Here is a 20677-nt window from a genome sequence, read left to right as displayed (position 1 = left end):
GGTATGTGCCCCCTGTTCCGGCAACGGAGCAGGCGGCACACTTCGGTTATAATGGCGCCATCAGGCGAGGAGAACTACCGCAGGGAATAAATCCGCCAGGGTTAAACGAAGGGTTTGCCTCCGTCAATGAACTATTGGTAACGAGTAGATTATGCTTCATGCGCCGGGGGTAATTTTCCAACCACAAATGTCACTTCGTACCGTAGCATGGGCAATACCTACTTTCGGGTATTTGTACAAAAAGCAAGAAGCAATAGGACTGCTATATCAGGTCGAATGCACGGGCATACTGCCCCAGTTCAAAGCCCGAATCGGCGTTTAGCTTATGGCGTAGGTTCCGCCGGTGGGTTTCGGCGGTTTGCACCGATATGCCAAGGACATCGGCTATTTCGGGCGCGCTATGCCCCAGGGCCAAGAGCCGCAATACCTCCCGCTCGCGCCGCGTGAGCTGCTCAAACTGATGATAATGCTTGCGCAGAAAGCGGTTTTCTTCCAGCAGCCGCTGCACTTTAATACTGATGGCGCTGGCCGCATCCACGGGGCAGGCAAAGCAAATAAACAGCAAGGGCAGGCCATCGTCGCCGTGCAGCAGGAGCCGCATGCTGGTCTGATAAAGGCTCCAATCGGGGCTTTCGGTGGTGCGTACCTGCTGAAAAAAGGAGGTTATCTGGTCTAAACTGTTCTGGGCCAGCAAGCCCATTATCTTGGGCACGTACTCAATCGATTCCTCAGGATTAAAGAAACGGAGGTGGTAATCGGGGCCCAGCGCCCGTAACTCCTCCATGCTGGTGCACAGCAACGCCATGCCTCGTTGAGACATGTACACCACCGAGGCAGTGCGGATGTTGTGGATAATAACGACTCCAGGGTATTCTTCGGCAGTGGCAGCTATTTGGGCAATCTTGGCTTGAACGCGTTCTTGCTCGGGCATGTAATGGGTGGGCGGTGCAGTAGGTAAGCGCGGCGCTTTCCGGCTCACCATCCACCATCACCTGTTCATTAGAACCCACTTCGCACAGTGTACCAGAGTTTTATAAGAAGCAGGTGGCATCCAAACTTCTTATAAAACTTCTAAATATAGTCTGCTATATCCTATACTCCGAAATAGTTGCTGGGAGAAATAGCAAGTAATTCAGCCTTAACCTGATCGGATACATTCAGGCCGTTCACGAACTCCCGAATGGTTGTTTGCGAAATGGCTTCGCCGGTGCGAGTCAGGGCTTTCAGGGCGTTGTAAGGGTCGGGGTAGTTCTCGCGCCGCAGTATCGTTTGGATGGCTTCGGCCACCACGGCCCAGTTGGCTTCCAGGTCGCGTTGCAGGGCCGCTTCGTCGAGGGCCAGCTTTTGCAGACCGCGCTGCAGGGCGTTCAGGGCAATAAGGGTATGGGCCAGCGGCACGCCCAGGTTGCGCAGCACGGTGGAGTCTGTAAGGTCGCGCTGCAGGCGGGAAATGGGCAGCTTGGCCGCCAGGTGCTCCAGCACGGCGTTGGCCAGGCCCAGGTTGCCCTCCGCATTTTCGAAATCGATGGGGTTTACCTTGTGTGGCATGGCCGAAGAACCTACTTCGCCGGCTTTAACCGTTTGGCGGAAGTACCCCAATGAAATGTATTGCCACACGTCGCGGGCAAGGTCGATGAGAATGGTGTTGAGCCGTTTCAGTCCGTCGCAGGTAGCCGCCAGGTGGTCGTAGTGCTCAATTTGAGTGGTGGGAAAGGAGCGGTGAAGCCCCAACTGCTCGTTTACAAACTGCTGGCCGAACGCGTGCCAGTCGATGCCGGGATAGGCCACGTGGTGAGCGTTAAAGTTGCCCGTGGCGCCCCCGAATTTCGCGCCAAACGGCACCTGCTTCAGCAAAACCAACTGCTGTTCCAGCCGGGCCACAAACACCTGAATTTCCTTGCCCAGGCGCGTGGGCGAAGCCGGCTGTCCGTGGGTGCGGGCCAGCATGGGTACGGCTGCCCACTGCGCGGCCAAAGCCCGCAACTGGTCGGCCAGCTGCTCGTATGCCGGCTGCAACTCGCGGTGCAGGGCCTCACGCAGGCTCAGCGGCACAGCCGTGTTGTTAATGTCCTGCGAAGTCAGGCCGAAATGAATGAACTCCTGGTACTGACTTAGCTCCAGCACGGCAAGCCGGTCGCGTAAAAAATATTCCACGGCTTTTACGTCGTGGTTGGTTACGCGCTCATGAGCCTTTACAGCGTCGGCGTCGGCCTCGGTGAAGTCCTGGTAGATGCGGCGCAAGCTCTCAAATACGGCGGTATCCACGCCTTGGAGCTGGGGCAGGGGCAACTCGCACAGGGCAATGAAATATTCCACTTCCACCAGCACGCGGTAGCGAATAAGGGCCAGCTCAGAGAAGTAGGCCGCCAGCGGGGCAGTGTGGCGGCGGTAACGGCCGTCGAGTGGCGAGAGGGCGGTAAGCGGGGTGAGGGCGTCGTGAACCATCGGCGGAAAGCGGAAGTTGGTCGGGAGGCCAAAGGTAGCGAATGCCTCCGCGCGCCGGCAACGCTAACTCGGCAGCGGCGTAGGGGCATATTGTGGTACTTTTGTAGCATGCGCGCTTGGGGTTCGGCACGAAAGTGGCCTGCAACCCGCGCTTACCTACCGTTTTGCGAGTGAATCCGACTGCCAAAAAAGTGTTATTCTGGACCCTGGGTACCGTAGCCGTGCTGCTGCTGGTAGGCCTGGGGGTGTTTTTAATCAAACGCCAGGAGTTGCTGCAGTATGCGCTGCGCCAAACCAAGCAGAAGGTAGAAAAGCGCTACCCGGTTACGCTCACGCTCGGCCCGGCCCGCTTTACCGACCTGAACTCGGTGCAGATCGAAGGCGTGTCGTTGGTCCCCACCGGATCGGCCGATACCTTGCTTACGGCCCGCAGCCTGAACGCCAGCATCAGCCTCCGCTCGTTGTTTGCGCGCCGCCCGGTGTTCAGCAACCTGCAAATTGTGCGCGCCCGGCTCACGGCTCGTAAAACCGCTACTTCCGATAACTACGGTTTCCTGCTGAAAAAACGCGGCCAGACAGCCGTGCAACGTGATACCACCAAGGGCACCAACTACGGCCTGCTGGCCAACCAGCTGCTGGAAGCGGCCTTCGATAACCTTCCCGAAGAAGCCGATTTCCGCGACTTCCTGGTGACGTACGAAAGCCCGCGCCACCGCGCCCGCCTCACCATGCCGCAGTTCAGCATCGAAGACGGCGACATTGCCGGCCGCTTGTCGGTAGTGGTGGATTCGGTAGCCAATGAAATAGGCCTGAGCGGCCATGTAGAAGCCAGCGACTACGAGGCCAACGTGCAGGTTTTCGGGGCCCAGCGCCGGCCGGTGCAGCTGCCTTACGTGCAACGGCGCTACGGCGCCCGCGTGCAGTTTGATACCCTGCGCCTGAGCCTGACGGGCAAGGATCTTGACAAAGACGACCTAACGGTGCGGGGCTCGGCTTCGGCCAGCAACTTCGCCGTGAATCATCCTAAACTGGCGACTTCCGACATCCGGGTGCGCCGCGGCGGCATGGATTTCGTGGCCACGCTGGGCCAAAACAGCGCCTCGCTCGACAAAGGCAGCGTGGTACGCCTGAACCGCATGGAGCTGTACCCGCAATTGAGCGTGCGCCTGCGGCCCGAAATCAAGCGGGTACGCCCCGATCCGGCCATGCCATCGGCCAAAGCGTATACCGGCAAGCTGGCTGGCCTGCTGGTGGCCATGCAAGTGGAATCGGCCGAAACCAAGGCCAACGACTTTTTCGACGCCCTGCCCGAGGGCATGTTCGAGGCACTGGAAGGCATGCAGGGCACGGGCACGCTGAAATACAGCATGAGCGCGGCCCTCGACATGACCCGCATCGACAGCCTGAAGTTTAACTCCGGCCTGAAGAAAAGCTCCGATTTCCGCATCACGCGCTTTGGCCGGGTAGACCTGCGCAAGCTCAACACCGAATTCGAATACACGGCCTTCAACGACAAAGGCGACACGGTGAAAACCTTCCCCGTAGGCCCATCGAACCCCGATTTCGTGCCCTTCGATCAGGTGTCGAGCTACCTGAAGTACGCCATTATTACGGCCGAGGACCCGCGCTTTTTCACCCATAAAGGCTTTATGGAAAAGGCCTTTGTGAAATCGGCCATCCAGAACATCAAGGAAAAGCGCTTTGCCCGCGGCGGCAGCACGCTTTCCATGCAGCTGGTGAAAAACGTGTTCCTGACCCGTGAGAAGGTGGTAGCGCGCAAAATCGAAGAGGCCCTCATTGTGTGGCTGATCGAAAACACCGGCCTCGTGAGCAAGCAGCGCATGATGGAAGTGTACCTGAACATCATCGAGTGGGGCCCGAGTCGGTACCGCTGGCCTTCGGGCGAGCGGGGCGTGTACGGCGTGAAAGAGGCAGCTCGGTTCTACTACGACAAGCAGCCCGCCAACCTTAACCTGGAGGAAAGCCTGTACCTGGCCAGCATCATTCCCAAGCCTAAGTACGCCCGCTACTCCTTTGATGCTTACGGCGACCTGCGCCGCAGTACCCGCTATTTCTTCCGCCTCATCGCCGACATCATGGCGCGACGCGGCTACATCCCCGAGGGCGAAGCCGAAGGCCTGAACCGCGCCGTAAGCCTGCGCGGTCCGGCCCGGCAGTTCATGAACTTCGCGGCCCGCCCCGACACCACCCGGGTAGCGGCAACCGACAGCAGCCAGTTCGACCCCATCAACCTGATTGACCTGCTGAACGTTGGCGGCCCCGACCTCGACCCAGCCGCCGACGAAGGAGTAAACACGACGGCTCCTCGCCAGGACGAAGAGCCCGCCGAAAACGAAACCCGCCGCGAACGGCGTCGGCGGGAACGGGAGCGGGAAAACCAGCAACGCTAGGAGCGTTTAAGCCGATAACGACCCACGCAAAAGCCAAAGGCCCGCGCTATTGCGCGGGCCTTTGGCTTTTGCGTGGGTTTGCGGTTTGCAGTTAAGCTGGCAGGTCGTCGGCGGGCTCTTTCTTGGGCATCAGCAGCGACAAGACCACGGAAGCGCCAAGCAAAAAAGCCACGACCAGCAAAGCCCATTCGGTAGGTACCTGCACAAAGTCGTGTACCAGCAATTTGCCGCCGATGAAGATTAGGATGAGGGCGAGGCCGTAGTGCAGGTAGTGAAACAGCTGCATAAGCCCCGCCAAGGCAAAATACAGTGCGCGCAGCCCCAGCAGAGCAAACACGTTGGAGGTATACACAATGAATTTGTCCTGGGTCACGGCCAGAATGGCGGGAATGGAGTCGGCGGCAAAAACCACGTCGGTGGTTTCCACCATCACCAGCACCACGAACAACGGCGTGGCAAACAGCAGCTTCTCTTTGCGCACGAAAAACTTGCCGCCCTCGAACTTACTGGTAATGGGCAGGTGGCGGCTGAGGAACTTTACTACCGGGTTGTTTTCCGGGTCTATGCTAGGGTCGCCGGCGCTGGTGGCCATTTTCACGCCGGTGTACACTAAAAATGCGCCCAGCAGGTAAAGCGTCCAGGTGAACTTGGCAATGAGCGCGGCTCCCACCACAATAAAAATGGCGCGCAGGACCAAGGCGCCTATCACGCCCCAAAACAGTATCCGGTGCTGGTACTCGGGCGGAACCTTGAAGTAGGTGAAAATGAGAAGGAAAACGAACAGGTTGTCCACGCTCAGCGCCTTCTCCAGCAAATAACCGGTCAGGAAATTCATGCCGGCTTCGCGCCCCATGTAGTGGTATACCAGGTAGTTGAATCCAAGCGAAAGGAGAATCCAGAAGGCGCTCCACGTTAAAGCTTCCCGCATGCGCACCACGTGCGCCTTGCGGTTAAATACCAACAGGTCGAGCAGCAACATGGCCAGCACAAACACGTTGAAGCCGACCCAAAACCAAGTATTGTTCATGCAGTGCGAACTGGAAGCAGAGCGGCCCGGGTAAGCTCAAGGGGAGGGCCGTAGGAGGCCTTACCGAGTTTCGGAGGCCGGGGTTGCCGAGGAGGCCGCCGGGTAGGTCGTCTCCGACGAGGATACCGACGCGGCCGGTTGCTCGAAGTGTCGGAACCAACTACTAACCTTCATCTGAATCACGCCCAGCAACGCCTCCTTGAAAATACCCTTCGACATTTTGGAAGCGCCGCGCGTGCGGTCGGTGAAGATGATGGGGACTTCCTGCAGCCGGAAGCCGTACTTGTAGGCCAGCCATTTCATCTCGATCTGGAACGCGTAGCCCACAAAACGAATCCGTTCCTGCAAAATGGTGCGCAGCACCCGCGCCGTGTAGCACTTGAAGCCGGCCGTGGCGTCCATAATAGGCATGCCGGTAACCATGCGCACGTAGGCCGACGCAAACCACGACATCAGGACGCGGTCCATGGGCCAGTTCACCACGTTAACCCCGGTGATGTAGCGCGAGCCAATGGCCATGTCGTAACCATCGGTGGCGCAGGCGCTGTACAGGCGAATCAAGTCGTCGGGGTTGTGCGAGAAGTCGGCATCCATCTCAAAGATGTAGCCGTAGCCGTGCGCCAAAGCCCATTTAAAACCGTGGATGTAGGCCGTGCCCAAACCCAGCTTGCCGTGGCGCTCCTCCAGGTGCAGGCGGCCGGGAAATTCCGCCATCAGGCCGCGCACAATACCGGCTGTGCCGTCCGGCGAGCCATCGTCAATGATGAGCACGTCGAAAGGCTTGGGCAGCGAAAAAACCTTACGGATAATCAGTTCGGCGTTTTCCCGCTCGTTGTAAGTCGGTATGATGACGAGCGAATCGTTCATTAACTCAAAAGTAACAATTACACCCGGCGGGCTGCGTGAATTTTTTCGGCGACGAGCTTGGCACGCCGCAGGCAGTCGGGAATGCCTACCCCGGCACGCCAGTTGGCCACCGTCCAAATGCCGCGCTGCTCCAGCGCGTCGGCCGTAGCGTGCGCGGCCTCAATGCGCTCATCGAATTGCGGAATGCTCCGCTCCCAACGGTACACCTGCTGAAAGCACGGCATCGCCCCGGCCCGAATGCCGTAGTGGCGGGCCTGCTCATCCCGTAGGGCCGCCAGGAGCGGCTCATCGGGTTGGCGGGCCGCTTGTTCGTATTGGGCCCCGCCCACAAACGTGGTAAGCAAAACCTGGTCGGCGGGGCTTCTATCGGGAAACAACGAACTGCTCCACAACGTGCCCGCCGCCACCGGTTGCTCGGCCTTGGGGCTGAGGGCCCCAAAGCCGTTAAGCGGGTGCGCTACGTCGGCGCGGCGGTATGCCGTGTGCACAGCCGTCATGGGCGGGTAGTGCACGGCTGTTAGGGCTGCGGCGCCGGCGGCGTCGAGTGGCTGCACGAGTGGCGCGGTGGCGTAGCTGGGCAGGGCCAGCACCACGGCGTCGAAGGCCTCGGAAGGGGAATCAGCGCCGCTGATTTGCAGCTGGTAACGGCCGTCGGTAGTGGGCAGCAGGGCCGTTACGGGCGTGCTCAGGTGCAGGTGGGAGAGGCGTGAGACCAACGCATCGATAAGCACCTGCAGGCCGCCGCGGAACGAAATGATGCGCCGCCGGGCCACGCCCTTGTTCGCGCGAGCAAAACCCTTCAGCACCGAGCCGTGGGTTTGTTCCAGCGCTGCCAGCTGCGGAAAAGTTTTGTGCAGCAGCAGCTGGTCTGGGTCGCCGGCGTAAATACCCGATACGAACGGATTGACCGCGTAATCGACGATTTCCTGCCCGAAGCGGCGTTGGAAAAAGTGGCCGATGGTTTCGTGCGCGTCCGAAGGAGCGGCGGGTTTGCGCAGTTCCCGCAGCAGGGTCAGCTTGGTTTTCCAGCTGAAAAACGAGCCGAAGAGCAGCTGTTGGGGCTTACCGGGCAACTCACGGGGTTGGCCATTGCGCACCACGTAACGGCGGCTGCTCACGGCCGCAGGCTCTTGCACGACCCCGCTCAGGCCTAATTCCTGAATGAGTTCGTCGAGCTCGGGGCTCAGCTGCAACGAGTTAGGGCCCAGTTCCAGCACATAGCCCGCGGGGTGGTGCTGGGTGCGCATGTTACCGCCCGCCACGGGACCGGCTTCAAAAACGTGCACCGTGGCGCCGCTTTGCTGCAAGCGCCACGCCGTGGCCAAACCCGTAATGCCGCCGCCCAGAATTGCTACGTTCATGTGTCCTGAAATACTGCCGAGTTGCAAAAGTACGGTGCCCGCCGCAGTTAGAACCGGAAACGAGCCGTGAATGCCTGCCTTAACAAACCCGCTACCTTCGCGCCGATGAATCAAGCTGCAACCCACAAAGCGGTTTTTCTGGACCGCGACGGTGTTCTGAACGCCGAAATTGGAAACTACGTGTGGCAGCCTCAGGACTTTGTGGTGCTGCCCGGCGTGCCGGCGGCCCTGCAGGCCTTGCACGCGGCCGGCTATATTTTGGTGGTGGTGACCAACCAGGCTGGCATTGCCAAGGGCCTCTACACATCCGCCGAGGTGCAGGCCTGCCACCAGAAGCTGCAGGAAGCCTGCGGCGGCATAATCGATGCTTTGTATTTCGCGCCGGGCCACCCGTCGATGTCGGAGTCGCTTATGCGTAAGCCCGGTTCACTGATGCTGGAGCGCGCCATGGCTCGTTTCCGCCTCGATGCGGCGCAGTGCTGGATCATTGGCGACCGAATGCGCGACCTGGAAGCCGGCGCCAAGGTGGGCGTGCGCGGCATCCTGGTCGGCGACACTGAACAACACCCGCACCAGCCAAGCTTCGCCGATTTACCGGCCGCCGCTGCTTTTATTCTGAACCAGGCTTAGTCTGATAGGAAGCTTTATAAACAGCACAGCGCCTCGCCGGCAGTCAGCCGACGGGGCGCTGTGGTTAAAGGGAAGTTGGAAGAAATTACTGACGGGCCGGCGCTGTCGATTCAGCGCTGGCCGTTACGCTGGTAGCTTGTTGCGTGGCAGGCTTGAGCTGAGAGTAAGCCGGGCATTTCGTGCGGCAGGCTCCAAAGCCTACAGTAAGGCTGGCAGCGGCCAAAACGAGAAGCTTTTTCATGGTATTCGTGCAAAAAGGCAAAGGGGAATCAGGGCAATGCGTTTTCGTACAAACGACAACCGACCTCCGCTTAGTTTGCTCAGTCACGGTATAATTTAAATAATATTGCTTTAGTTATATTTATTTACTTTAATTAAATACGCCTGAACGCAGCGCGGCCCGCTTTGCCAGTTAGGCAAAGCGGGCCGCGAAACCCGTAGCGGGAAGGCTTACTGGCGCTCCGGAGCAGCCGTGGCCGACGAAGCCACCGGCTCTGAAGTGGTGTTGGCGGCTTTGGCGTAGGCCGGGCACTGGGTGCGGTTGCAGGCGCCAAGGCCCAGGGTTGCCACAGCAGCGGCAAGGAGTACAACTCGTTTCATGGAGGCTAGAACTTGTGTAGTGAACGAAGTACAAACTTAACGAAGTAAGCCGAGTATCAGGCAGATTGCTTCTTGTTTTTGGCTTCAGCCGGCAAAGCTGCACCGGAGCCCTAGCAAAGTACAACGGGTTGACCGTCAGAAGCTCTAGCGTAACAAGCAAAACCAACAGCCAAACAGCCCGCGCGGCGGCCGAAACCACCACGCGGGCTGCTGACAAGGCCGGTTAATAGCCTCCTACACGTAACCCAGAATCCGCATCATCGACTCGGGGTCCTGTTCGGGGGCAAATTCCCAGTCCCGCAAGGTGCCGTCGGCGTCTTTATCGATGATGATGTGCTTGGGCGCCGGAATCAGGCAGTGCTTCACGCCGCCGTAGCCCGATAGGCTTTCCTGGTAAGCGCCGGTGTGGAAGAAGCCCACGTACAGCGGTTTTTCGGGCGCCTGCTCGGGCAGAAACACCTGGTAAATGTGCTTCTCGGCGTTATAGTAGTCCTGCGAGTCGCAGGTCATGCCGCCGAGCTGAATTTTCTTGTAGCCCTTGTTCCAGCCGTTCAGGGCCAGCATAATGAAGCGCTGGTTCAGGGCCCAGGTATCGGGCAGGTTGGTAATGAACGAGCCGTCAATCATGTACCACAGCTCCTTGTCGTTCTGCAGCTTCTCGTCGAGAATCTTGTACACGTGCGCGCCGGATTCGCCCACCGTGAAAATGCCGAACTCGGTGAAGATGTGCGGTTCCGGCACGCCTTCCTCGCGGCAAATCCGCTGGATGGTACGCAGCACTTCCTCAATCATGTATGGGTAATCGTACTCCTTCTGAATGGAAGTCTGGATGGGCAGGCCGCCACCGATGTCAATAGTGTGCAGGGTAGGGCACACCTTGCGCAGCTCGCAGTACTTGTGCACGAAGCGGCGCAGCTCCGACCAGTAGTACGACGTGTCCTTGATGCCCGTGTTGATGAAGTAATGCAGCATCGTCAGCTCGAAGCGCGGGTCGTTCTTGATGCGCTCCTCGTATAGCGGAATGGCATCGGCGTAACGCACGCCCAGGCGCGAGGTGTAGAACTGAAAGCGCGGCTCCTCGTCCGAAGCCAAGCGGATACCCAGGTTGGCGCGGGCGTCCTGGTTTACATGCTCGGCGTAGTAGTCGATTTCTGTCAGGTGGTCGAGAATCGGCATGCAGTTCACGAAGCCGTCGTTGATGAACTCCGTTAGGTAACGCTTGTACCGCTCCCGCTTGAAGCCGTTGGCAATGATGTACTTGTTCTTGTCAATCTTGCCCTGGTTGTACAGCGCCCGAATGATGTACATGTCGTAGCCCGACGACGTTTCGAGCTCCACGTTGTTTTTCAGGGCTTCTTCCACCACAAAGGCAAAGTGCGAAGCCTTGGTGCAGTACGCGTAGGTGTACTGGCCCTGGTACCCGGTTTTCTCGATGCCTTGCGCAAACCACTCGCGGGCCCGTTGAATTTGCGTGGTGATTTTGGGCAGATAGGTGAGGCGCAACGGGGTACCGTGCTTCTCCACCAAGTCCATCAGGGGAATGTCGTGGAAACGCAGTTCGTTGTCCTGAACGGTAAACTCCTGCGTCGGAAAATCAAAGGTTTGGCTAATCAGGTCGTGGTACGTGTCCATCGGCGGGCAAAAGGGTGGGAATGGCGCGCGGCAAAGCGCGTGGACAAACGGCTGAAAAAGGGAGAATTACTGCAACTCGGGCCGATTTACGGCTATTTTTTCTGATCTTGCAGCCAACAAAGATACCCCCTCGGGGGTGTTTTGGTTGTTGATTGTTCGTCGGCGCGCCGTGGAAGGTCCACCGCGTGCCGAGCCTAGCTGGGCGTAACCGCGCCGCGTCCCCCGTCGAGTCCGCTCCGGGAGACCCCGCCGGCCCCCTTCAATCGGCATACAACACCTTAAATTTTTCTGCGATGTAGTAGATATGCGACGCATTAAGCTGATCGAAGTTCGGTCGGAACTCGGTGCTGGCACCCGCGGGGCCAGCTTGGGCATCGATGCCCTCAAAGTAGCTTGTCTGAACAAAGGCTCGGACTATTTCCGCCGGTTTAACTCGGTGGTGGTGCCCGACCAGAACCACGTACTGTTCGACAAAAACCATTTCCCTTACGCCAAGCACATCGACGCCATCTACACCGTGCAAAAGGCCATTGCCAACACGGTAGAGCAAACGTTGCGCTTCGGCGAATTTCCCCTGGTGCTGGCCGGCGACCATTCCAACGCCGCCGCAACCTTGGCGGGCATTAAAGCAGCCTATCCGCACAAAACCATCGGTGTGGTGTGGATCGATGCCCACGCCGACATCCACTCGCCCTACACCACGCCTTCGGGCAACGTGCACGGCATGCCCTTGGCAATGGCCCTCGGCGCCGACCACCTCAATTTGCAGCGCAACGAGGTAGAGCCCGAAACCGAATTTTTCTGGCGCCGCCTGAAAAACCTGGGCGAAGAAGGCCCCAAAGTCACGCCCGAGCACCTCGTATACGTGGTGGTGCGCGACACCGAAGTGGAGGAGGACCTCATCATTGCCCAGAAAGGCATCAAGAATTTCAAGCTCGACGAGTTTCGCGCCAAAGGCCCGCGCCAGGTAGCCCGCGAGATTTACGAGCAGCTGCGTTTCTGCGACCTGGTGTACATCAGCTTCGACGTGGATTCCCTCGATTCGCGCTTCAGCAAAGGCACCGGCACCCCCGTAGAGCTGGGCCTCGACGTGCCCGAAGCGCAGGCCTTATGCCGCGCCCTGCTCGAAAACGACCGCGTGGTGTGCTTCGAAATGGTGGAAATCAATCCCACGCTGGACTCCGAAAACACCATGGCCGGTAACGCCTTCGAGATTCTGGAAGTGGCCACGGAAGCCATTCAGGAGCGCCTGCGGCTGGATACTGTGGCCGGGCGGTAAGTCCAGAATACACCGGCTAAGGCGTTACCAACGTACAACACGTAGCAGAAGCCCCGAAACCGGGCCTCTGCTACGTGTTGTACCTGTTTCCCGTGCGCTATGAAAACGAACCTGCTTTCCTTGCTGAGCGTGTTGTTACTGAGTTGCAGCAGTTCCTCGCAGCCGCCCGTTACCGAAGCTCCCACAGCCGCATCCAGCCAATCCGCAATGGCCGAAGTGGCCGGCACCCTCACTTACCGCGAGCGGATAGCGCTGCCCGACGACGCCGTAATCGAGGTGGAATTGGTTGATATGTCGGGAGGCGACGCGCAGGTGCGGGTGCTGGCCCAGCAGCGTTGGCAGGCGGCCGGCAAACAGGTGCCGTTTGCCTACCGCATTGCTTACCACCCCGATTCTATTCAGCAGAACCGCCGCTACGGGGTGCAGGCGCGCATCCGCTACGGTGAGCCGGCCGCTACGCAATTGCTTTTCGTAACCGACAAGGCGTACCCAGTGCTAACGCAAAGTCAGCCCTCGGCTGCCGATCTGGTGCTTGTGCGGGCCCAAAAGTAAGGCTGCGCCGTGCCCGTTGGCTGCGTACCTTTGCCGCGTGCAACAGTTAGAACAAGACCTCAAAGCGGCCCTGAGCACCGCTATCCAGCAGGCTTTTGGCGCCGCCGTGCCCGCCGAACAGCTCACCATTCAGCCCACGCGCAAGGATTTCGCGGGTTCGTTTACGCTCGTTACGTTTCCGCTCACCAAACCCCTGGGCAAAGGTCCCGAGCAAATTGGGCAAGCGCTAGGGGAGTGGCTCACCGCCAACGAGCCCCACGTGAAGGGCTTTAACGTGGTGAAAGGCTTCCTGAACCTGGAAATTGCCGATGCCGAGTGGCTGCGCCTGCTGCGCGAGTTGCGCACCCAGGATGTAAACCAGCCCCAGAACGCGGGCGGTCCGCAGCGCGTGGTGGTGGAGTACTCCTCGCCGAACACCAACAAGCCCCTGCACCTGGGCCACCTGCGCAACAACTTCCTCGGCTACTCGGTGGCCGAGATTTTGAAAGCCGCCGGTGCTACCGTTACCAAGGCCAACCTGGTAAACGACCGCGGCATTCACATCTGCAAGTCCATGCTGGCCTACCAGCAATACGGGCAGGGCGAAACGCCGCAGAGCGCCGGCATCAAAGGCGACCATCTCATTGGCAAGTACTACGTGCTGTTTGAGAAGCACTACCGCGAGCAAATCAAGCAGCTGGAAGCCGAAGGCGTAGCCAACGACGTGGCCAAGCGCGAAGCGCCGCTGATGCGCCACGCGCAGGAAATGCTGCAGCAGTGGGAAGCCGGCGACGAAGAAGTAGTGGGCCTCTGGCGCCAGATGAACGGCTGGGTGTACGAGGGCTTCGACGAAACCTACCGCACCATCGGCGTCGATTTCGATAAATTCTACTACGAGTCCGAAACCTACCTGCTGGGCAAGGAGCGCGTGGAGGAAGGCCTGCAGAAGGGCGTGTTTTTCCGCAAGGAAAACGGTTCGGTGTGGGTTGATTTGAAAGAAGAAGGCCTCGACGAGAAGCTGTTGCTGCGCGCCGACGGTACTTCGGTGTATATCACCCAGGACCTGGGTACGGCCGAGCTGAAGTACCAAGACTTTGGCTACGATTCCTCGGTGTACGTTATTGCCGACGAGCAGAACTACCACATGCAGGTGCTCAAGGCCGTGCTTAAAAAGCTCGACAAGCCCTACGCCGACGCCATTCACCACCTCAGCTACGGCATGGTGGATTTGCCCTCGGGCAAGATGAAAAGCCGCGAAGGCACAGTGGTAGACGCCGACGAGCTGGTGCGCGAAATGATGGACACCGCCCGCCAAACCACCCAGGAACTGGGCAAAATCGAAGGCCTTTCGGAAGACGAAGCCGCGCAGCTCTATCACACCCTCGGCTTAGGCGCGCTTAAGTACTTCCTGCTGAAAGTCGACCCCAAGAAGCGTATGCTCTTCGACCCCCAGGAAAGCATCAACTTCCACGGCCACACCGGCCCGTTCATACAGTACACCCACGCCCGCATTCAGCAGCTGCGGCGCAAGGCCGCCGAAATGGGCGTGGCTGAAGAAGTAAGCGCCGGCTTGACGGAACTGCACGAAACCGAGCAGGAAGTGGTGCAGGCCTTGGCCGGTTACCGCACCGCCGTGGCCGATGCCGCGCGCGCCTACTCGCCCGCCGTGGTGGCGCAGTACGTGTACGACCTGGCCAAAACCTACAACCGCTTCTACACCGAGGTGCCCGTGCTGGCCGAAACCGACGAAGCCAAACGCGGGCTGCGCGTGGCCCTGTCGGCGCAAGTAGCCGACACCTTGCGAGCGGGCTTACGCCTGCTGGGCATGGCAGCTCCGGAACGCATGTAAACCTCACAAGAAAGCGCCACCGGCGCTTTCTTTTTTGCTTCGAAAAGCTCTCTTCTTGGTCTTTAACAAAAGCATAATGAACAGCATTGCAGTGTATTGTGGCTCTAGCGCCGGCCTCGACCCTCGCTTTACCGAGCAGGCTACTTTTACGGGCCAGGCATTTGCCCAGCGCGGCATTACGCTGGTGTTTGGCGGCGGCAAAGTGGGCCTGATGGGCGCTGTGGCCGATGCCGTGATGCAAAACGGCGGCCGGGCCATCGGCGTCATCCCCGATTTTCTAAAGCAGAAAGAAGTAGCCCACATGGGCCTCACCGAGCTGGAAGTGGTGGAAACCATGCACCAGCGCAAGCTGCGCATGGCCGACCTCTCCGACGGTTTCATTGCCTTGCCCGGCGGATTTGGTACCTTAGAAGAGCTCTTTGAAGTACTGACCTGGGGCCAACTGGGCCTGCACCACAAGCCCGTGGGCGTGCTGAACGTAGCCGGTTTTTACGACGGCCTGCTGCACCTGCTCGACCACATGACCCAGCAAGGCCTTTTGCGCCCCGAAAACCGCCAGATGCTGCTGGTGGCCACCACCATCGACGAACTCCTGACCCAGATGCACGCCTGGCAGCCGCCCCGCGTGGAAAAATGGCTCACGCCTCCGCTTACCTAGCTCCGCTTGGGAGCCGCTTCCCTTCCCCCGCTGCTCCCGAACAAACGCCTTCGCCCGCTGTTAGCCCAGCGCCGACGGTTAACCCACCGTTCGCCATGAACTCTATGACCCTGTTTCCGCTTGCCCTTTTGCTTGCCGCCTGCGGCGGGCTCACCAAACCTTCTCCCGCTCAACCCAACGCTATGGCCGAAACCGCTACTACCGAAACATCCGCTGCCCGCGGCTCTGTGTACGACTTCAACCTAACCAGCATCGATGGCAAACCTATGCCCTTGAGCCAGTACAAGGGCAAGAAGCTGCTCATCGTGAATACGGCTTCGGAGTGCGGCTACACGCCGCAGTACAAAGAGTTGGAAGAGCTTTATAAAAAGCACGGCGACCGGGTAACCGTGCTGGGCTTTCCGGCCAACAACTTTGGCGGGCAGGAACCCGGCACCAACGCGCAGATTGCCTCTTTCTGCGAGAAAAACTACGGCGTGACCTTCCCGCTCTTTGCCAAAGTTTCGGTAACCGGCTCCGATACGGCTCCGCTGTTTCAATTCCTCGGCGACAAGTCGAAAAACGGCGTAACCGATGAAAAACCCACCTGGAACTTCTGCAAATACCTTATCGACGAGCAAGGCCACGTTATGGCCTTTTACCCCTCCAAGGTGAAGCCCATGAGCGACGAACTGGTGGCTGCCATTATGAAATAGCCTTGCCATTGCGCAAGCTCGTTTCTTTATCATCCTGAGCGCCAGCGCCGGACCTGTGCCCTTCTGAATTATCAGTCAGTTGCGGAGAAGTTCGGCGCTGTTGCTCAGGATGCTCGTTTTTATCCATTTCCATTGCCTGCGCAATGACTTCTTCTAACCTACCCTCCGCCAACCCAAGCCCTATTAAGGCCTGGGTTTCGGCGTTTCGACCGCGCACGCTGCCGCTGGCCCTGGCCAGTATTCTGATGGGCGCCTTTTTGGCCGCCAGTCGCGGGCAATTCAACGGTACTGTAGTGGGCCTAGCAGCCCTCACCACCGTGCTGCTCCAAATCTTGAGCAACCTCGCCAACGACTACGGCGACTCCCAAAACGGCGCCGACAGCGTGCACCGCGAAGGGCCGCAACGCGCCGTGCAGAGCGGGGCCATTGCGGCCGACCAAATGAAACAGGGCATGGTGGTGTTCGGCGCGGCCTCGTTTGTGGTGGGCGTGGCGCTGCTGTGGGTGGCGCTGGGTTTCGCGGGCCTGTGGGTGTTCGGTACGTTTCTGGTGCTAGGCCTCGCGGCCATTTGGGCGGCCGTTAACTATACCGCCGGCTCTAAGCCCTATGGCTATGCGGGCCTAGGTGACCTATCGGTGTTCCTGTTTTTTGGTCTGGTGGGCGTATGCGGTACATATTTCCTGCAAGCCTACTCGCACAGCCATGAGCTAAGCCAGTCCCTGCCGCTGGAAGTGCTGTTGCCCGCCGCCAGCCTCGGCTGCTTCTCGGCAGCGGTGCTGAACGTGAACAACATCCGTGACATCCGCTCCGATGAATTAGCTGGTAAAATTACGGTACCCGTACGCTTGGGGCCGCGCCGCGCCCGGCTTTACCACTGGCTGCTGATTCTGCTGGGTTTGGGCGCGGCTGTCGTCTTCGTGTTGCAGAATTACCGCTCACCCTGGCAGTGGCTGTTCTTAGGGGCTGTGCCGCTGCTCGTCTTCAACGGCGTGCAGGTGTGGAAGCGGCAGCAATCCATGCAGCTTGACCCGCTGCTGAAACAGATGGCCATGAGCACGCTGCTGTTTGTGCTACTATTTGGCATTGGGCAACTGCTGTAAAATCTACCCATATCATGCCACGCGTAATTGACCAATATGCTTCTTATCATCCGCTCAGCCGGGCCGAATGGCGGCAGTGGCTGGCCCATAACCATGCGTCGGAGCCGGGAATCTGGCTGATTTATAATAAGAAAGCCAGCGGCCAACCCAGCGTCAGCTACGCCGAGGCCGTGGAAGAAGCGCTGTGTTTCGGCTGGATCGACTCGTTGCCGCGCAAGCTCGACGCCGACCGAACTATGTTGCTCTTCACACCGCGCAAGCCGCGCAGCGTGTGGTCGAAGGTCAACAAGCAGCGCATTGAGCAACTCGTGCAAGCGGGCCTGATGACGCCCGCAGGTCAGGCAAAAATTGATTTGGCCAAGCAAAACGGCTCGTGGAACACCCTCGATTCGTCCGATAACCTCATTGTACCGCCCGAGCTGGAAAAAGCGTTGGCAGAAGTACCGGCAGCGAAACAAGGTTTCGAAGCCTTCAGTCCGTCGGTGAAAAAGAACCTGCTTTACCGTTTGGATAGCGCCAAGCAGCCCGAAACCAAGGCCAAACGCATTGCGGAAATCATAGCTCAGGCCGTAGAAAGCAAGAAAATGAAAAGATAAGACAGGCTCTTGCTGTTCAGAAAACGACCTGATTATGTTCTGCCTGCAAACAACAAAGGCCGCTGATTCAGCGGCCTTTGTTGTTACTAATATCATCGTGGCGCTTACTCAGCAGCCGGCGCCGATACGTTTACCTCGCCGCTGGCAATGCCTTCTGGCTTCGGGCCACGGCCGCTACGGTTTCGTCCGCCGCGCTTACGACGGCGCTTGGCTGCTTCACCAGTAGCACCTTCACCACCCTCCGCCGACGCAGGGGCAGCATTTTCACCTGTTGCCAGAGCATCGGTAGCGGGAGCTGCAACGGAGCCTTCCGGGCGTTCTGAACGCGGTTTGCTGCTACGGCGCTTTTTGCGGCGCTTGGCTTCCTGCGTTTCCTGGCCTTCGGCGGCCACGGTGGTCGGAGCAGCCTCGCCTTCGGCTACCGGGGCTGCGGGTCGTTGCTGGGCAGGCCGAACCGGACGATTGTTGTCATGGCTGCGTTCGGCCGGGGCCGACGCGTAGGGCGAGCGGCCACCACGGCCGGCGGGCTTGCTGCCGTGGGGCTTGCCGCGGTACTTTTTCGGGTCGAACTCCGGCGACGGGCCAATTTCCTCGGGTGTGGGGTTCTTCACCAGCTCCTTCTCAATCAGCTTCTCGATTTTCACCACCGCGTCCTGGTCGTGGTCCGAGACGAAGGTAATGGCCATGCCATCGGCGCCGGCTCGGGCCGTGCGGCCAATGCGGTGCACGTAGTCCTCGGCGTCGCGCGGGAGGTCGAAGTTCACCACATGGCTCAGCTCGCTCACGTCGATACCCCGGCTCATCACGTCGGTAGCAACGAGAATCTGGAACTGCTTGTTTTTGAATTCGCGCAGCACCTGTTCGCGCTCCTCCTGGGTGCGGTCGGAGGTAATGCCGCGGGCATTAAAGCCTTTCTTGCGCAGGGCACGCTCAATGGGCCCAACGTTCATTTTGCGCGAGGTAAAAAGAATCATGCTCTGCACGTCGAGCTGGCCCATGAGGTGTTCGAGCAGGGCAATTTTCATGGTGTCGTACACCATGTAAAGCTGCTGATTGATGTTCTCGGCGGGCTTCGAAACGGCCAAACGAATTTCGTCGGGCTCATGCAGAATCTTCTTCGAGAAGTCGCGGATCTTGTTCGGCATGGTGGCCGAAAAGAGCAGCGTTTGGCGGTGCGTGGGCAGATGGCTGACGATTTGCAGGATGTCGTCGGAGAAGCCCATGTCCAGCATTTTGTCAGCTTCGTCGAGCACCAGAAAGTCGATCTGATCGAGCTTCACGTAGCCCAACTGCATGTGCGCAATCAGGCGGCCGGGCGTGGCCACAATGATATCGGCACCTTGCGTTAGGGCGCGTTTCTGTTGCTCCCAGTTTTCGCTTTTGCCGCCGCCGTAAATAGCAATGCTGCTGGCGCCGGCGTAATAACCGAAGCCTTCCACTTGCTCGTCGATCTGCTTGGCCAGCTCACGCGTGGGGCAGAGCACCAGGGCCACGGTGTGGGCCGGGCGGTCGTAGGCAATGTGGTCGAGAATGGGGAGGAGGTAGGCGGCCGTTTTGCCGGTGCCGGTTTGGGCGCAGGCAATGAGGTCTTTGCCTTGCAGGGCCGAGGGAATGGCCTGCTCCTGAATGGGGGAGGGCTTGGTGTAGCCCATCATGTGCACGCCGTCGAGTACGTCGGGGTGCAACTGGAATTCTTCGAACGTCAAGGGTTCAGCGAGATGAAGTGAACAAGAGGCTGACCCGGCGTTTCTAATTGGTCAGCACTAACAGCTTTGTACCAAAGGTACGCGAAATCAACAGGGTGCGGCGTTGGATGGTTCGACTCGGGCAACGGTTCAGCTCGGGTGGCCCATTCAGCGCACTAGCGGCTCATTTGCCATTGCTCGCCCGGTTCGGCCAGGGCTTGCAGCTGCCAAATAATGTGTTCTTCCCGAATAGGGTAGGGCACGCCGTGGCGCAGGGCTTGGTACACCGCTTCAAATAAGTGCATATAATCTCCTTTCGGAGCGGGAAGTAGCGCAGTCGTCTTTTGTCCATCATTGGCTACTAACGTTAGCTGCCCGGCTTGGTCCGTAGGCTCCAGGCCATAGGCCGCATCCAGCGGCGACATGCCTTCCCCGAGTTGGGCCTCCTGCACATCGGCCCGCGTCTTGCTGAAGCTGCCCTGCGTGCCGTGCAGCACAAACGAGGGCAATGGCTGCGCAATAACAAGCCCCGAAACCAGCGTTACCAGCGGGCCTTTGGGGTACAGCAGCTGCAGCTGAAAGTAATCGTTGACCTGCGAGCCGGGCCGGAAGCTGCCCAATGTAAGGCGCGAGTGTTGCGGCCGACCAAATAAACTCAGGGCTTGGTCGATAATGTGCGGGCCTAAGTCGAAGAGCAAGCCGCTGCCGGGCAGGCCGGGCGTTTCCTTGAACACCTTGTGGTGCAGCGGCAGCTTGTAGCGGTCGAATCGGAACGTAACTTCTACCAGTGGGCCCAGTTGCCCACTTTCCACCACTTGCCGAACCAGCTGAAAGTCGGAGTCCCAGCGGCGGTTTTGGTAGGCGAAAATCTGCCGGTTTACCGAACGCGCCAGCTGCCACAGGCTTTCGGCTTCGGCCACGTTGGTGGCCACGGGCTTTTCGAGCAGCACGTGCTTTCCGGCTTGCAGGGCTTGCCGGGCTAAGGCCACGTGGGTATCGTTGGGGGTGTTCACCACCACCAGTTCTATGTCCGAATCGGCCAATAGCGCGTCTACAGTGTCGTAACTGCTAACCTCGGGGTAACGCTGCTGCACGCGTTTCTGGCTGCGTTCCACCACTGCCCGCAGGGTAAACCCGGGGTGCGCGGATAAAAACGGCGCCTGAAAAATCTGGCCCGACATGCCGTAGGCCAGCAAGCCGGTTTGGATGGGAGTCGTCATAAAGCAAAGCTAACCGCAAGAGGGTTTTAAAAGGATGTTGATGGGACTTCGATAAACGGACTGGTTCTTCAAGCGGAAAACGTCAGTAAAA

General features: G+C 59.2%; 19 protein-coding genes. 9 read left to right on the top strand and 10 right to left on the bottom strand.

Features of this window, described 5'->3' with window-relative positions; all coding sequences use genetic code 11:
* Positions 1-262: 262 nt before the first annotated feature.
* A complete protein-coding gene (locus ABD903_RS13815) occupies positions 263-931 on the bottom strand; it encodes a LuxR C-terminal-related transcriptional regulator (protein ID WP_345225164.1) in 669 nt (222 codons plus the stop codon).
* A 161-nt stretch (positions 932-1092) separates the two neighbouring features.
* On the bottom strand, positions 1093-2445 hold the full coding sequence (purB, locus tag ABD903_RS13810; RefSeq protein ID WP_345225162.1) for an adenylosuccinate lyase: 1353 nt from the start codon (positions 2443-2445) through the stop codon (positions 1093-1095).
* 170 nt (positions 2446-2615) lie between these two features.
* Here purB and ABD903_RS13805 point away from each other — a divergent pair, with 170 nt between their 5' ends.
* Positions 2616-4856: a transglycosylase domain-containing protein gene (locus tag ABD903_RS13805; protein ID WP_345225159.1), complete on the top strand. Its 2241-nt coding sequence runs from the start codon at positions 2616-2618 to the stop codon at positions 4854-4856.
* Between the two features lie 91 nt (positions 4857-4947).
* Here ABD903_RS13805 and ABD903_RS13800 read toward each other — a convergent pair whose 3' ends face one another.
* The 3 genes from ABD903_RS13800 to hemG are packed head-to-tail and all read right to left on the bottom strand — an operon-like array spanning position 4948 to position 8111.
* Positions 4948-5883 carry a TerC family protein gene (locus ABD903_RS13800; protein ID WP_345225157.1) on the bottom strand — a complete coding sequence of 312 codons (936 nt, stop codon included), beginning with the start codon at positions 5881-5883 and terminating at the stop codon, positions 4948-4950.
* A 60-nt stretch (positions 5884-5943) separates the two neighbouring features.
* Positions 5944-6750, bottom strand: a complete 807-nt coding sequence (locus tag ABD903_RS13795; RefSeq protein WP_345225156.1) for a polyprenol monophosphomannose synthase — start codon at positions 6748-6750, stop codon at positions 5944-5946.
* A gap of 17 nt (positions 6751-6767) precedes the next feature.
* Entirely contained in the window at positions 6768-8111 is a 1344-nt protein-coding gene (gene hemG, locus ABD903_RS13790; protein WP_345225154.1) for a protoporphyrinogen oxidase, read from the bottom strand.
* A gap of 105 nt (positions 8112-8216) precedes the next feature.
* Here hemG and ABD903_RS13785 point away from each other — a divergent pair, with 105 nt between their 5' ends.
* Positions 8217-8741, top strand: coding sequence for a D-glycero-alpha-D-manno-heptose-1,7-bisphosphate 7-phosphatase (locus ABD903_RS13785; protein ID WP_345225153.1), 525 nt, complete (start codon positions 8217-8219; stop codon positions 8739-8741).
* 85 nt (positions 8742-8826) lie between these two features.
* On the opposite strand, the gene ABD903_RS13780 is transcribed toward ABD903_RS13785, so the two are convergent.
* The 3 genes from ABD903_RS13780 to ABD903_RS13770 all read right to left on the bottom strand — a co-directional run bounded on the left by ABD903_RS13780 (position 8827) and on the right by ABD903_RS13770 (position 10973).
* Positions 8827-8982, bottom strand: coding sequence for a hypothetical protein (locus ABD903_RS13780; protein WP_345225152.1), 156 nt, complete (start codon positions 8980-8982; stop codon positions 8827-8829).
* A gap of 209 nt (positions 8983-9191) precedes the next feature.
* Entirely contained in the window at positions 9192-9341 is a 150-nt protein-coding gene (locus ABD903_RS13775) for a hypothetical protein (protein ID WP_345225150.1), read from the bottom strand.
* Between the two features lie 234 nt (positions 9342-9575).
* Complete coding sequence (locus tag ABD903_RS13770; protein ID WP_345225148.1) at positions 9576-10973, bottom strand: type III PLP-dependent enzyme domain-containing protein; 1398 nt, start codon at positions 10971-10973, stop codon at positions 9576-9578.
* A 304-nt stretch (positions 10974-11277) separates the two neighbouring features.
* Here ABD903_RS13770 and ABD903_RS13765 point away from each other — a divergent pair, with 304 nt between their 5' ends.
* From ABD903_RS13765 to ABD903_RS13735, 7 genes are all read left to right on the top strand, one after another.
* A complete protein-coding gene (locus ABD903_RS13765; protein WP_345225147.1) occupies positions 11278-12252 on the top strand; it encodes an arginase in 975 nt (324 codons plus the stop codon).
* A 99-nt stretch (positions 12253-12351) separates the two neighbouring features.
* Positions 12352-12804, top strand: coding sequence for a YbaY family lipoprotein (locus ABD903_RS13760; protein WP_345225145.1), 453 nt, complete (start codon positions 12352-12354; stop codon positions 12802-12804).
* A gap of 37 nt (positions 12805-12841) precedes the next feature.
* Positions 12842-14632: an arginine--tRNA ligase gene (argS, locus tag ABD903_RS13755; RefSeq protein WP_345225143.1), complete on the top strand. Its 1791-nt coding sequence runs from the start codon at positions 12842-12844 to the stop codon at positions 14630-14632.
* A gap of 76 nt (positions 14633-14708) precedes the next feature.
* On the top strand, positions 14709-15290 hold the full coding sequence (locus ABD903_RS13750) for an LOG family protein (RefSeq protein WP_345225141.1): 582 nt from the start codon (positions 14709-14711) through the stop codon (positions 15288-15290).
* A 95-nt stretch (positions 15291-15385) separates the two neighbouring features.
* Complete coding sequence (locus ABD903_RS13745) at positions 15386-15985, top strand: glutathione peroxidase (RefSeq protein WP_345225139.1); 600 nt, start codon at positions 15386-15388, stop codon at positions 15983-15985.
* Between the two features lie 143 nt (positions 15986-16128).
* The gene (locus ABD903_RS13740) at positions 16129-17085 is read left to right on the top strand and encodes a 1,4-dihydroxy-2-naphthoate polyprenyltransferase (protein WP_345225138.1); all 957 of its coding nucleotides are present in this window, start codon (positions 16129-16131) and stop codon (positions 17083-17085) included.
* A 14-nt stretch (positions 17086-17099) separates the two neighbouring features.
* Positions 17100-17681, top strand: coding sequence for a YdeI/OmpD-associated family protein (locus ABD903_RS13735; RefSeq protein ID WP_345225136.1), 582 nt, complete (start codon positions 17100-17102; stop codon positions 17679-17681).
* Between the two features lie 104 nt (positions 17682-17785).
* Here ABD903_RS13735 and ABD903_RS13730 read toward each other — a convergent pair whose 3' ends face one another.
* Both ABD903_RS13730 and ABD903_RS13725 read right to left on the bottom strand, forming a co-directional pair.
* Entirely contained in the window at positions 17786-19387 is a 1602-nt protein-coding gene (locus ABD903_RS13730; RefSeq protein WP_345225135.1) for a DEAD/DEAH box helicase, read from the bottom strand.
* Positions 19388-19542: 155 nt separating this feature from the next.
* A complete protein-coding gene (locus ABD903_RS13725) occupies positions 19543-20586 on the bottom strand; it encodes a Gfo/Idh/MocA family oxidoreductase (RefSeq protein WP_345225134.1) in 1044 nt (347 codons plus the stop codon).
* Between the last annotated feature and the right edge of the window lie 91 nt (positions 20587-20677).

The organism is Hymenobacter koreensis (assembly GCF_039541855.1).
Taxonomy (GTDB): Bacteria; Bacteroidota; Bacteroidia; order Cytophagales; family Hymenobacteraceae; genus Solirubrum; species Solirubrum koreensis.
The sequence above is the reverse complement of the archived record's forward strand: the minus strand, read 5'-3'. Positions and strand labels throughout refer to the sequence as shown.

Coding starts and splice junctions, on each gene's coding strand:
- ABD903_RS13760 (WP_345225145.1), top strand. CDS start 12,352: ATGAAAACGAACCTGCTTTCCTTGCTGAGCGTGTTGTTACTGAGTTGC.
- ABD903_RS13800 (WP_345225157.1), bottom strand. CDS start 5,883: ATGAACAATACTTGGTTTTGGGTCGGCTTCAACGTGTTTGTGCTGGCC.
- ABD903_RS13785 (WP_345225153.1), top strand. CDS start 8,217: ATGAATCAAGCTGCAACCCACAAAGCGGTTTTTCTGGACCGCGACGGT.
- ABD903_RS13745 (WP_345225139.1), top strand. CDS start 15,386: ATGAACTCTATGACCCTGTTTCCGCTTGCCCTTTTGCTTGCCGCCTGC.
- ABD903_RS13765 (WP_345225147.1), top strand. CDS start 11,278: ATGCGACGCATTAAGCTGATCGAAGTTCGGTCGGAACTCGGTGCTGGC.
- ABD903_RS13775 (WP_345225150.1), bottom strand. CDS start 9,341: ATGAAACGAGTTGTACTCCTTGCCGCTGCTGTGGCAACCCTGGGCCTT.
- ABD903_RS13735 (WP_345225136.1), top strand. CDS start 17,100: ATGCCACGCGTAATTGACCAATATGCTTCTTATCATCCGCTCAGCCGG.
- ABD903_RS13740 (WP_345225138.1), top strand. CDS start 16,129: ATGACTTCTTCTAACCTACCCTCCGCCAACCCAAGCCCTATTAAGGCC.
- ABD903_RS13725 (WP_345225134.1), bottom strand. CDS start 20,586: ATGACGACTCCCATCCAAACCGGCTTGCTGGCCTACGGCATGTCGGGC.
- ABD903_RS13750 (WP_345225141.1), top strand. CDS start 14,709: ATGAACAGCATTGCAGTGTATTGTGGCTCTAGCGCCGGCCTCGACCCT.
- ABD903_RS13815 (WP_345225164.1), bottom strand. CDS start 931: ATGCCCGAGCAAGAACGCGTTCAAGCCAAGATTGCCCAAATAGCTGCC.
- ABD903_RS13780 (WP_345225152.1), bottom strand. CDS start 8,982: ATGAAAAAGCTTCTCGTTTTGGCCGCTGCCAGCCTTACTGTAGGCTTT.
- ABD903_RS13770 (WP_345225148.1), bottom strand. CDS start 10,973: ATGGACACGTACCACGACCTGATTAGCCAAACCTTTGATTTTCCGACG.
- purB (WP_345225162.1), bottom strand. CDS start 2,445: ATGGTTCACGACGCCCTCACCCCGCTTACCGCCCTCTCGCCACTCGAC.
- ABD903_RS13795 (WP_345225156.1), bottom strand. CDS start 6,750: ATGAACGATTCGCTCGTCATCATACCGACTTACAACGAGCGGGAAAAC.
- hemG (WP_345225154.1), bottom strand. CDS start 8,111: ATGAACGTAGCAATTCTGGGCGGCGGCATTACGGGTTTGGCCACGGCG.